12 protein-coding genes are annotated in these 11,851 nt (G+C 73.0%); 6 read left to right on the plus strand and 6 right to left on the minus strand.

What is annotated here, in order from left to right; genetic code table 11:
• Positions 1-15 precede the first annotated feature (15 nt).
• Entirely contained in the window at positions 16-1,116 is a 1,101-nt protein-coding gene (locus tag VGO20_RS20835) for a hypothetical protein (RefSeq protein WP_327504302.1), read from the minus strand.
• A 498-nt stretch (positions 1,117-1,614) separates the two neighbouring features.
• Here VGO20_RS20835 and VGO20_RS20840 point away from each other — a divergent pair, with 498 nt between their 5' ends.
• Positions 1,615-2,229, plus strand: a complete 615-nt coding sequence (locus VGO20_RS20840) for a type 1 glutamine amidotransferase family protein (protein WP_327504303.1) — start codon at positions 1,615-1,617, stop codon at positions 2,227-2,229.
• An 8-nt stretch (positions 2,230-2,237) separates the two neighbouring features.
• The gene (locus VGO20_RS20845) at positions 2,238-2,456 is read left to right on the plus strand and encodes an N-acetyltransferase (protein ID WP_327504304.1); all 219 of its coding nucleotides are present in this window, start codon (positions 2,238-2,240) and stop codon (positions 2,454-2,456) included.
• Here the strand turns inward: VGO20_RS20845 and VGO20_RS20850 are convergent.
• Together VGO20_RS20850 and VGO20_RS20855 are read right to left on the minus strand one after the other, a co-directional pair.
• Positions 2,410-3,606 carry a GAF domain-containing sensor histidine kinase gene (locus VGO20_RS20850; RefSeq protein WP_327504305.1) on the minus strand — a complete coding sequence of 399 codons (1,197 nt, stop codon included), beginning with the start codon at positions 3,604-3,606 and terminating at the stop codon, positions 2,410-2,412. The genes VGO20_RS20845 and VGO20_RS20850 overlap by 47 nt on opposite strands.
• Positions 3,607-3,717: 111 nt before the next feature.
• On the minus strand, positions 3,718-4,185 hold the full coding sequence (locus tag VGO20_RS20855) for an MgtC/SapB family protein (RefSeq protein ID WP_327504306.1): 468 nt from the start codon (positions 4,183-4,185) through the stop codon (positions 3,718-3,720).
• A gap of 52 nt (positions 4,186-4,237) precedes the next feature.
• On the opposite strand from VGO20_RS20855, the gene VGO20_RS20860 reads away from it, so the two are divergent.
• On the plus strand, positions 4,238-5,827 hold the full coding sequence (locus tag VGO20_RS20860; RefSeq protein ID WP_327504307.1) for a sulfatase-like hydrolase/transferase: 1,590 nt from the start codon (positions 4,238-4,240) through the stop codon (positions 5,825-5,827).
• Here the strand turns inward: VGO20_RS20860 and VGO20_RS20865 are convergent.
• The 3 genes from VGO20_RS20865 to cobS are packed head-to-tail and all read right to left on the minus strand — an operon-like array spanning position 5,814 to position 7,974.
• The gene (locus VGO20_RS20865) at positions 5,814-6,578 is read right to left on the minus strand and encodes an FkbM family methyltransferase (RefSeq protein ID WP_327504308.1); all 765 of its coding nucleotides are present in this window, start codon (positions 6,576-6,578) and stop codon (positions 5,814-5,816) included. The two genes, VGO20_RS20860 and VGO20_RS20865, sit on opposite strands and share 14 nt — an antisense overlap.
• Positions 6,575-7,198, minus strand: a complete 624-nt coding sequence (locus VGO20_RS20870) for a histidine phosphatase family protein (protein ID WP_327504309.1) — start codon at positions 7,196-7,198, stop codon at positions 6,575-6,577. The genes VGO20_RS20865 and VGO20_RS20870 overlap by 4 nt, the downstream gene beginning before the upstream one ends.
• Positions 7,195-7,974 carry an adenosylcobinamide-GDP ribazoletransferase gene (cobS, locus tag VGO20_RS20875; RefSeq protein ID WP_327504310.1) on the minus strand — a complete coding sequence of 260 codons (780 nt, stop codon included), beginning with the start codon at positions 7,972-7,974 and terminating at the stop codon, positions 7,195-7,197. Before cobS ends, VGO20_RS20870 begins: the two co-directional genes overlap by 4 nt.
• Before the next feature lie 156 nt (positions 7,975-8,130).
• Between cobS and cobT the strand changes: the two genes are divergently transcribed.
• From cobT to VGO20_RS20890, 3 genes are all read left to right on the plus strand, one after another.
• Positions 8,131-9,162, plus strand: coding sequence for a nicotinate-nucleotide--dimethylbenzimidazole phosphoribosyltransferase (cobT, locus tag VGO20_RS20880; protein WP_327504311.1), 1,032 nt, complete (start codon positions 8,131-8,133; stop codon positions 9,160-9,162).
• A gap of 112 nt (positions 9,163-9,274) precedes the next feature.
• Positions 9,275-10,126, plus strand: a complete 852-nt coding sequence (locus VGO20_RS20885) for a c-type cytochrome (RefSeq protein WP_327504312.1) — start codon at positions 9,275-9,277, stop codon at positions 10,124-10,126.
• A gap of 179 nt (positions 10,127-10,305) precedes the next feature.
• Entirely contained in the window at positions 10,306-11,850 is a 1,545-nt protein-coding gene (locus tag VGO20_RS20890; protein WP_327504313.1) for an amino acid permease, read from the plus strand.
• Position 11,851: the final 1 nt, after the last annotated feature.

Raw genomic sequence — 11,851 nt, forward strand, 5'->3', positions numbered from 1 at the left:
CTGCTACCGGCTCCCTCAACCGCCATGCAGGAGGCCGGCGATCAGCCCGGCCGCCTCGGTTGCCCCGGTGGCCGGGACCGGCGGGCGGGGCGGGGCGGCCCACAACGCATCGAGCGCCGCCAGCACGTCGCCGGCCTCCAGTGCTGCCCGCGGGATCTCGGCCGCGCGGGCATTGGCGTGCAGCCAGTCCAATAGCCACGGCTCCTCCGGCCAGTCGCCGCGGCGCAGATAGAGGAAAGGGACGCCGTGAATGGCAGCGCCGGCCACGCTGCCGTAGCCGGGCTTGCCGATGAAGGCGTCGAGCGAGGCGAGCACGTCCTCGAAGGGCAGGCCGAGGGCGGACAGGTCGTGCACCCGCGTCCCGGTGCCCGCCCCGGCCGGCACCAGGAACCGTACGCCCTCGATCGCCGGCCAGGACGCCGCAGGCGGCGCGTCGCCCATGCCGCCGAGGGCCGCCAGCACCAGCCTTTCACCCGGGGTCATGCCGAGTCGCGCCGCGATCGCGTCCCGCCGGCACGTGCCGCGCCGGCCGATCGGCCCGGTATCGGCGATGCGCCGGGCGCCGGCGAACGGCATCGAGGGGGCGGGGCGCAGCACCAGGTCGGCCCGGGCGTAGCAGGCGTGCAGCCGCCGCGCCGTCTCGAGCATGTCCGCGTCGCCGGGAAACAGGCCGGCCAGGATGTCGCCCCAGGTCAGCGTCGCCATCAACGCCACCGGGACGCCCGCTTCCCGTGCGCCCGCGACCGCGGCCGCCGAGGCGTTCGAGAGCACCAGGCCGGCGCCCGTGCGCCGAAGCAGCGCCGCCTCGGCGGCCACGACGGCATCCCAGCGTGCCGCCAGTTTCCCGTAAGCCGCACGCGTCGCCGGCAGGTCCAGCTCGGTCGCCGAGCGCAGGACGACGCCGAAATCGTCGTCGGGCACGATCAGGTCGAAGGGAGGGGCTATCACCTCCTCGATGCGCCGGCGCGGAATGGCGCTGCGCACGGACAGGGACAGGCCGGGCAGCAGGCGGCGCAGTCCGGCCACCGCCGCCCCGGTCTGGACCGCGTGGCCGAAGCCGTTGGCGGTGATCGCGGCGTGGAGGCGCACGGGGCGCCGGGACAGGATCGGTTCCAAGACGGCTTCTTCGCATTGGGCGGGAGACGCGGATCGCATACCGTAGCGTCGTGCGCGATGTCGAGCGGATGCCGCCGCGACCGGGCTGCACCACGAGGAGGAACGCGATGACGGGGACGCTCTCGATCGTCCGGCGGCTGATCCCGGAATGGGGCACGACCTACGGCCCGGCCGGCGAGGGACCGTTTCCGGCGGTGATGGTCCTCCATGGCTCGGAGGGAGGATGGTCGGGCTGGAGCCACCGCAACGCGGTCCTTCTCGCGGCCCACGGGTTCCTGGCTTTCCCTTTCCCTTACGCCCGGAAGGGCAACGCGTGGAACGCCTGCGACATCGTCGACGTCCCCCTCGACCGCAGAGGTCCATATATACGACGGCGAGGACCACAGCCTCGGCAGCCACGCCGAGAACGAACTTCACGGACACCTGATCCCGTTCCTCGCGAGGCATCTCGTCGCATGACATGCCGCGCGCGCATCTGCGTGCGACGGACATGACATAATGCGTACGCAATTGCGTGAGACGGAGGAGATGATGCCGAAGATCCTGACCGTGCTGACGGACGACTACGCGGACTGGGAATGCGGGCTGCTGCACGGCAGCGGCCGTTCCTATCTCGGGCTGGAGATCGAGACGGCCTCGCCCGGCGGGCGGGCGGTGCGCTCGATGGGCGGCCTGCTGACCACGACGGACCGGGACCTCGCCGGGGCGACGCCGGACGGGTTCGACGCGCTCGTGGTCTGCGGCGGCATGATCTGGACGACGCCCGCGGCTCCCGACCTGTCCGACCTCCTGAAGGCGGCGCTGGGCGCCGGGCGGACGGTCGCCTGCATCTGCGGAGCCACGCTTGCGCTCGCCCGGGCCGGGCTGCTGGACGACCGGCGCCATACCAGCAACTCCGCCGATTTCCTGCGCACGAACGCCCCCGCCTATGCCGGGCAGGCCCTCTACGATCCGGGGCCGCGGGCGGTCAGCGACCGGGGGGTCGTCACCGCAGCCGGCACGGCGCCGGTATCCTTCGCGGTCGAGGTGTTCCGGGCGGTCCTTCCCGACCGCCAGGAGGAGACGGCGGCGTTCGCGGCCATGCTCGGCGGCGAGCACCGCCCGCCCGCCTGAGCGAGCCCATGGACGGCCGGGTCGGGTTTCGTCCCGGCGGCTCCACCGGCCCGCAGGCGCTGCGGCTGGTCCTGGAGGAGCGGTGCCGGGACCGGCCGGTACGCCTCGGGGTCTTGCGCAACAATCCCGCCCGCCGGTTCTACGAGCGGTTCGGTTTCGCCGCGACCGGCGAGGACGGCATCAAGATCCTGATGTGCCGGCCAGGCGGCCGGCCATGCGGAAGGTGAAGCGCGTCTCCTCGGGCGAGGAGGCGACTTCCAGCGTGCCTTCATGGGCGCGGGCGATCTCCGAGGCGATGTAGAGGCCGAGGCCAAGCCCTTGCTGCCCGGGCTTGACGGAGGCGCGCGAGAACGGCTGGAACAGATGGTCGACGGTGTCGAGCGGGATCGGCTCGCCGGGATTGGCGACCGAGAGCTCGAGCCCGCCATCGGCGCTGCGCGCCCGGACCCTGACCGGAGCGGTGGCATCGCCGTGGACCAGCGCGTTGGCCAGCAGGTTCGAGAACAGCTGGGCGATCCGCGCGCGGTCGCAATGGACCGGCCGGTCCAGGACGATGTCGCACAGGATTGCGCGGTCCGGCCAAGCCGCCCGCAGTTCGGCGACGACCTGCTCCAGCGCCGCCGTCAGGTCGGCATCGAGGGTGCGGCTCATGGGAAGGCCGCCGCCCAGCCGGCCGCGGGCGAAGTCCAGGACGTTGTCGATCAGCCCCGCCATGCGCGCGGCGCTGTTCTGGATCAGCGTCGCCACCTGCGCCGCCCTGTCGGCCAGCGGCATCCTGAGCAGCAGCTTCGCACCCGCATCGATCGAGGCCAGCGGGTTGCGCAGGTCATGGCCCAGGATCGCGATGAACTGCTCGCGCAGCTCGGCGCTCTGGCGTTCGTCCAGAAGGGCCTTCTCGCTGAGCGTCAGGCGTTCCTGGGCATCGAGATGGAAGCCGATCAGGTCGGCGAACAGCTTGAACATGCCGACCGTCTCCGGCGTCTCGAGGCGGGCCGGCCGTGGATCGATCGCGCACAAGGTCCCGAAGAACCGGCCGTCCGGCCGGTATATCGGCATCGAGACGTAGCTCTGGAAACCGTATTGCCGGGGCGTCGGGTGCCGGCAGAACACCTCGTCCTCGGCCACGTGGTCGATGACGACGTGGCCGCCGCTCGCGCGGATCTCGTTGCAGATGGTGGTCGCCACCTCGAGTTCGCCGCCGGGCTGGAGGCCGAACGCGATCTCGTCGCGCACGGCGCAGGCGACCCAGCGCTCCTCCGTCACCCGCGCCACGGCCGCGAAGCCGAGGCCGGTGGTCCGGCATACGACCTCCAGGATCGTGGGAACGACGTCGATCCTGGCCACCAAGGCCACATCGTCGGCAATGCTGCTCTTCACGGCGCTACTACTCTCCACGGCGGCTCCTCGCCCGCAACGGTGGACGACATGCCCCGATATGGTGACGGGGCCGGCGCGACGTCATTCCCTGCGGCAGCCTGCCGCCGTCCCTCAGCCGTCGCTGCCGGGCAGCCACCGCTCGACGAAATACAGCACCGTCAGGATCAGGACCGCGAAGGCGAGGGCGACGATGCCGATCCAGTACTGGCCGGCGCCGGCCGCGATGCCGATCGCCCCGCACATCCAGATGTTCGCGGCGGTCGTCACGCCTTTCACGTCGCCGCGCGTCACGAAGATCACGCCGGCGCAGATGAAGCCGATCGCCTGGGCGAGGCCCTGGACCACGCGGAGCGGGTCGGTCTCGCGATGGCCCATGGCCAGCAGCGCCTCGAACAGTTCCAGCGTCACCAGCGTCGTCGTCGCGGCGCTGACCGAGACCAGCATGTGCGTGCGCAGGCCGGCCGGCTTGCGGCGCAGTTCGCGGTCGAGGCCCAGGACCAGGCCGAAGGCAGCCGCCATGGCGAGGCGGAGGACGATTTCCTCCAGCGGCGTGTAGGTCGAGAACTGAAACTCCTCCACGTGCCCTTCTCCGGGGTTTGACTCCGGCCGGCTGCGGGCGCATGACGGTGGGATGCGGCGACGGTTCCGGCACGAGAGACGAACGGCGGGCGGGTGGCTCGGGTTCCTGGCTGCGGTCGCGTGGCTCAGCCTCGTGCTCAACCTGCCGAACTGGCCGCCCTACTGGTTCGGAGCCAACCACGCGCGCCTGGCGCCGGAGGCGGTGGGGCTGCTTGCCGTCCTGGCGCTCGCGGCCGTCCTCGGCCGGTCGCCGGGCCGCGCCTGGGCCTGGGCCGTCGCCGTCCCGCTCTTCGTGCTGGTGCTGCTGCGCCTGGGCGACCTGGCGGCGAACCTGATGCTCGGCCGCCCCGTCAACCTCGCGCTCGACCTGCCGCTGCTGCCCTCGATCCTGGAAGTGATCGTCGCCTCGGCGTCGTGGACGGAACTGGCGGTCGCGGCGGTCCTGGTCCCGGTCGGGCTGGCGGCGATCCTGGCGCTCAACCGCGCCGCGGCCGGCGCGCTCGCCACGACCGCCCGGCATCGCAGTGCCCCGCTGCTGGCAGGCTCCCTGATGGTCGGGGCGGCCGGCGCATTCGGGCTCGGCGTCTTCCCGCCGCCGTCCTGGAGCGCCACCGCGCTCGCGGCGAACCAGGTCCGCGCCGCGGCCGAGACGGCGGCGCTCTTGGAGGAACATCGGCGGCGCATCGCTGCCGATCCCCTGGCCGGCGACGGCGGGACGGCCGGCCTGCTCGGCGGCCTCGGCGGACGGGACGTGACGGTGGTCTTCGTCGAATCCTACGGCGAGGTGGCCCTGGACGACCCGGACATCTCGCGCACGATCCTGCCGCTGCTGGACGGGGCGGGGCGCCGCCTGGAAGCGGCCGGCGTCGATCTGCGCAGCGGCATGCTCGTCTCGCCGGTCCGCGGAGGGCAGTCCTGGCTCGCCCACGGCACGCTGCTGACGGGCCTGCGGCTGTCCAGCCAGCCCCTCTACGCCATGGCGCTCGCGGCCCGCAGGACCACGCTCGCCCATCTGTTCGACCGGGCGGGCTACGAGACCGCCGCGGTGGCGCCGGCGATCCGGCGGGCCTGGCCCGAAGGCGTGGTGCTCGGCTTCGGGCACATCCTCGACGCCGACCGCCTCGGCTATGCCGGCCCGAACTACGGCTGGGCCGGCATCCCCGACCAGTACACGCTCTCGGCGCTGGGCCGGGTGCTGCCGGCCGGCCGGCCGGTCTTCGCGCAGGTGGTGCTGGTCAGCAGCCACGGGCCGTGGCGTCCGGTTCCGCCGATGGTCGCGGACTGGGACCGGATCGCCGGGGGCGAGATCTACCGCGTCGCGGCGCAACGCCCCGCCGGGGCGGACATACGGGAGGACTATGCGACGGCGCTGGGCTACAGCCTGGCTTCGGTCTTCGAGTGGATCGAGCGGCGCGTCGAGGACGGCGGCCTCGTCATCGTGCTCGGCGACCACCAGCCGGCACCGCTGGTCGCCGGGCCGGACGCCTCCTACGCGGTGCCGGTCCACGTCGCGAGCCGCAGCGCCGACCTGGTCGAGGCCTTCGCGGGCTGGGGCTTCGTGCCGGGCCCGCGGCCGGGCGGCGAGCCGCTGCCGATGGAGGCGTTCCGCGACCGTTTCGTCGAGACGTTCAGCCGGCCGTGAGGAGACGTGCGTAGACGTCGCCGCTGCCGGCGTCGGCGGGCAGCCCGGCGAGCCGGGCGGCGAGTTCCTCCGCCCCCGTCCAGCCCGGCAGCGCGAAGCGGAAGCTCTCGCCGAAGACGACCTGGAACTCCCAGCGGCCGAGCCGGGCCAGCCGGTCCAGGCAGGCCAGGGCACCGCCCATGGTAGCCGGCACGAATTCGAAGGACAGGCAGGGGATCGGCGCCGAGAGCCCGTCCAGCACCGCTGCCTCGAAGCCCTCGACGTCGATCTTGCAGAAGGCGGGCACGCCATGGCGCGCGACCAGCGCGTCCAGGGTCGTGACCGGAACGGTGACCGCCTCCTCCCAGCGTTGCCCGCGGAAGGAGGGCGCGCGGGCGACGCGCGCCGCCCAGTCCGCCGACAGCGTCGAGAGCGTCGGCGCCCGGCGGTTGACGTGCAGCACGGCGGTCCCGCTTTCGGGGCCCGCGGCTTGCGCCAGCAGCACGACCCCCGGATCGCGGCCGTACAGTACGCGCAACGCCCGCGCGAAGGCAGGCTGCGGTTCCAGGGCGACGACCCGCGCGCCCAGCGCCCGGAACGCCGAGACCCGGTCGCCGAGATGGGCGCCGACGTCGAAGCACAGGTCCCCCGGCCCGGCGAACTGCCGGTAGAAGGCGATCTGGCGGCGGCGCTTCAGGGGATTGAGGCGGTACATCGCGATCGACCGCGCGAAGCCGGCCAGCGCGGCGATCCGGGATGCCGGGCCGGTCACGTGCCGTTCCCGATCAGGTTGACGCAGCCGATGCGCCAGGCGGGCGGGCCGTCCGCCGCGTCCAGGCGGTCGATGCGCGTTAGGGAGAGCGGCACCACCTCGAAGGACAGGGCGCGCTCGGGCGCCATGCCCAGGGCATGGGCCAGCGCGGCCCGGACCGGTCCGGCATGGCAGACCGCGACGACGTCGCGGCCGGCGTGCCGGCGCGAGCGCCGCGCGAGCGCTTCGGCCACGCGCGCCGCGAGGTCGAGGAAGCTCTCGCCGCCCGGCGGGCGGGCCGCCGCCGGATCGCGCCAGAACTCGGCCGCCCCGGCGTCGCCGGCGAGGGCGTCGTGGCCGAGGCCCTGCCATGCGCCGAAATGCTGCTCGACCAGTCCGGCCTCGACCTCCGGGACGGGGCCGCGTCCGGCGCCGAGCGCCATCAGCGCCTCGGCCGTGCGCCGGGAGCGGCGCAGCGGCGTCATCAGCCATACCGCCTCGGCCGGCAGCGCCGCGGCGAGCGGGCGCATCGCCGCCGGGTCGATCTCGCAGTCGACGTCGGCCTGCCCGTGGATGATGCCCGGGGGACCGGCCACGGGGGCATGTCGGACCAGCCACCAGCGGGTCACGGCGAGGCTCATTCCAGCAGCCCCGCCAGGACCAGCAGGACCGCGATCTCGGCGACCTGCTGCCCGGCTCCGAGCACGTCGCCGGTACGCCCGCCGATCTGGCGCTCGGCCAGCAGGGCGAGCGCCATGGCCGCGAGCAGGGCCGCCGCGATGGCCGGAAGGGCGGCGGCGCCGAGCGCCAGGCCGGCGAGCGCCGCGCCGAGCGCCAGCGCCGCCACGACCCGGCCGCCCGGCGGCGGGGGCAGCGTCGCCGCGAGACCGTCGGCGCGCGCCGGCGGCAGATAGGCGTAGACCGCCGGCACCACGGCGCGCGACAGCGCGCCGGCGGCGACCAGCGCCGCGACGGCCGCAGCGGGGCCGGGCATGGCGGCCAGCGCTACGACCCGGATCGCCTGGCCGAAGCCCAGCGCCAGCACCCCGTAGGTGCCGACCCGGCTGTCCCTCATGATCGCGAGCTTGGCCGCGCGGTCGCGGCCGCCTCCGAAGCCGTCGGCGACGTCGGCGAGCCCGTCCTCGTGCAGCGCGCCCGTGAGGGCCACCAGCGCCGCGACCGCGACCAGGGCGGCGAGGGGTGCTGGCAGGCCGGCCCAGGCGCACAGGACGAGCGCTACGCCCGCGGCCAGGCCGAGCGCCGCGCCGACCAGCGGGTACCAGGCCAGCGAGCGTGGATGGAGGTCGGGCGGCATCTCGCCCGGCCAACGGATCGGCAGCCGGGTCAGGAAGATCGCCGCCGCCGCGATCTCGTCGAACGGGGCCGGGAGCCGGCGAGGGGGAACGGACTGGTCCATGGTCACCCTGGATGAGGCGCCGACAGGCTTTGACCCACCATCGGATTGCTGCCATTGTCCGGCGCGTCGCGCCCGGGGTGCTCCCGGGAAACGGATGCAAAGCCCTGTGTACCGGTTCGGCGCGCCGCCCGGTACCGGGAATCTTCGGATGCCACCATGTCGAACCCCCATCCCGCCGGCACCCTGGACGAGATCCGCGCCCTGATCCGCGAGCTGCCGGGCCCCGACCTCGAGGCCGGGAGTGCCGCGGCCGAGCGCCAGCGGCAGTTGACCAAGCCGCGAGGCGCGCTCGGCCGTCTCGAGGACGTCGCCGAGTGGATGGCGACCTGGCAGGGGCGCCACCCGCCGGCGCTGCGCCGTCCCCGCGTCTCGGTCTTCGCGGCGAACCACGGCGTCGCGGCGCGCGGCGTCTCGGCCTACCCGCAGAGCGTCACGGCGCAGATGGTGCAGAACTTCATCGCCGGCGGCGCCGCGGTGAACCAGCTCTGCGAACTGGCGGACGCCGACCTGCGCGTCTACGAGATGGACCTGGAGACCCCGACGGGCGACTTCACGGCCGGTCCCGCGATGACCGGGGACGACTGCGCCAAGGCCATGGCGTACGGGATGATGGCGGTCGAGCCCGGCCTCGACCTGCTGTGCCTGGGCGAGATGGGGATCGCCAACACCACCTCGGCGGCCGCCCTCTGCCTTGCGTTGTACGGCGGCGAGCCCGCGGACTGGGTCGGCCCCGGCACCGGCGTCGACGCCGAGGGGATCGCGCGCAAGGCCGCGGCGGTCGGCGAAGGGCTGGCGGCCAACCCGTCGGCGCGTACCGACCCGCTGGAGGCGCTGCGGTGCCTCGGCGGGTTCGAGCTGGCCGCGATCGCGGGAGCCGTGCTCGCCGCGCGCATGGCGCGCACGCCGGTGCTGCTCGACGGCTATGCGTGCACCGCGGCGGCGGCCGTGCTCCACCGGCTGGACCGCCGCGCCCTCGACCACTGCCTGGTCGCCCACCGTTCGGCCGAGCCGGCGCACCGCCGCCTGCTGGAGACGATCGGCAAGGAGCCGCTGCTCGACCTCGGCATGCGACTCGGCGAGGCTTCGGGAGCGGCGCTCGCCATCAACCTCGTGAAGGCCGCGGTCGCCTGCCATGGCGGCATGGCGACCTTCGACGAGGCGGGGGTCAGCGGGCCGTCCGACCGGTAGACGCCCTAGGGGCATCTCCCTCCTCCCGAATCGTCACTCGACAGATCGTTGACGACTCCTGTACGGAATCAGCAACGAAAATTCCACGAACGGAAATGGCGAGGGGGGAGGGATGAAGGGGACACAGGGTATCCTGGTGGCCGCCGTGCTGGCGGCGTCGGCTCAGGGCGCGCAGGCCGAGACGCCGCTCGAGCGCGGGGCCTATCTGATGAATTCGATCGTCGCCTGCGGCAACTGCCACACGCCGCAGGGGCCGGAAGGGCCGCTGCCGGGCCGGGAACTCGCGGGCGGGACGCCGTTCGACGAGGTGCCGTTCACCGCCTACGCATCCAACGTGACGCCCGACCGCGCGACCGGGATCGGCGAATGGACGGACGAGCAGATCGGCACCGCCATCCGCGAAGGGCGACGGCCGGACGGCAGCCTGATCGGCCCGCCGATGCCGGTGCCGTTCTACCGCGCCATGTCCGACGGCGACCTCGCGGCGATCACCGCCTATCTGCGCTCGGTCCCGCCGGTGTCGAACGAGGTGCCGCCGTCGGAATACCGCATCCCGCTGCCGGCATCCTACGGGCCGCCGGTCGGCGGCGTGCCCGACGTGCCGAGAGACGACCGGCTGCGCTACGGCGCCTACCTGGCCTCGATCGGCCACTGCCTGGAATGCCACACTCCCATGACCCCCGAAGGGCCGGACCACGCCCGCGCGGGGGCGGGCGGCATGGCGTTCAACGGGCCCTGGGGCGTCTCCGTCTCCGCGAACATCACGCAAGACCCCGTCACCGGCCTCGGCACCTGGACCGACGAGGAGATCAAGACGGCGATCACGCGCGGCATGCGCCCGGACGGCACGCGGCTGATGCCGCCGATGGGTTTCGGCTACTACGCCAACATGACGGACGACGACCTCGACGCGCTCGTCGCCTGGGTACGCACCCTCGCCCCCGTCCGCCACGCGGTCCGGTGACCTGAAGACAGTCGATCGACGAGGCCGGCCCCGCGCGGGGCCGGCCTTTTTTGTGGAATTGACAAAGCTTCCGGTGCTGCCGAATAGTTTCTTTCAAACGCGACGATCTGGAAAGATCGTTTCCCCGGCAACGGTCCCGGGTGCTTGGCGGCGATGCACGCAAAGGCAGGGAGAAGCGAATGAGCGAACCTACTCTCACGGGCGGCGGCGCGCCGCTCGGGCAGGCGGGGCGGCCGGCCTCGGCCGGCGTCACCTACAACCCCGTCGACGGCAGCTACTTCGAGAAGCGCGGCCTGCGCCGCTACGCGGGGGTCTGGTCGTTGTGGGCGCTGGGCGTCGGCGCGGTGATCTCCGGCCATTTCTCGGGCTGGAACCTGGGCCTCGCCTCCGGCGGATTCGGCGGCATGATGATCGCCACCGCCCTGATCATGGTGATGTATCTGGGCCTGTGCTTCAGCATCGCGGAGATGTCGCCCGCCCTGCCGCACACCGGCGGCGCCTATTCGTTCTCGCGTACGGCGATGGGCCCTTGGGGCGGCTTCGTGACCGGCCTTGCCGAGAACATGGAGTTCATCCTGACGCCGGCCGTCATCGTGTTCTTCATCGGCTCCTACCTCGGCAGCATCTTCGAGACGGGGGCGGCCTTCCAGCCGGTCTGGTGGATCGGCGGCTACGCGATCTTCGTGGCCCTGAACCTGGTCGGCGTCGACATGTCGTTCCGGGTGTCGCTGGTGGTGACGCTGGCCGCGCTCGCGGTGCTGGCGGTGTTCTGGATCAGCGCGATCCCGGCCTTCGACTTCGCGCGCTGGTCGCTCAACGTCGGGGTCGACGCGACCGGGGCCGCGGTCGAGCTGCCCGAGGGCGGCGGGCCGTTCCTGCCCTTCGGCATCGCGGGCGCGCTGGCGGCGATGCCCTTCGCGGTGTGGCTGTTCCTCGCGATCGAGCAGTTGCCGCTCGCGGCGGAGGAATCGGTCGACCCCAAGCGCGACATGCCCAAGGGCCTGATCCTCGGCATCTTCACGCTGATCTTCTCGGCCTTCATGATCCTGTTCCTGAACACCGGCATCCCGAACGGCACCTTCGCGCTCGGCCGGTCCGGCGAGCCGCTGCTGGACGGGTTCAAGGCGCTCTACGGCGAGGGGACGGCGAAGGTGCTGGCCCTGATCGCGGTGATCGGGCTGATCGCGAGCTTCCACACCATCATCTTCGCCTATGGCCGGCAGATCTACTCGCTGTCGCGCGCCGGCTACTTCCCGACCTGGCTGTCGGTCACCCACGGCACGCGCAAGACGCCCCACGTGGCGTTGCTCGCCGGCGCGCTGGTCGGCCTCGCGGTGCTGGTGGTCGTGTGGTTCGCCACCGGCCAGGAGGCGGGCGCCGCCTTCATCGGCGGGACCCTGCTCAACATGGCGGTGTTCGGCGCCATGATCTCCTACATCATGCAGGCCCTCGCCTTCGTCCGCCTGCGGGCGAAGCTGCCCCACATCCAGCGGCCCTACCGCAGCCCGCTGGGCGTCCCGGGCGCGGTGCTGACCATGGTGATCGCCGCCGTGACGATCTACTTCCAGCTCCTCGACCCGGTGTACCGGGCGGGCGTGCTGGGCGCCATGATATGGTTCGGCCTGGGCCTGGCCTATTTCGCGGCGGTCGGCCGCCACAAGCTGGTCCTGTCGCCGGAGGAGGAGTTCGCGATGAGCGGCGGCCGGCACGGCGAGCCGCACTGAG

This window comes from Arenibaculum sp. (assembly GCF_035998295.1).
Lineage (GTDB): Bacteria > Pseudomonadota > Alphaproteobacteria > Azospirillales > Azospirillaceae > DASYHS01.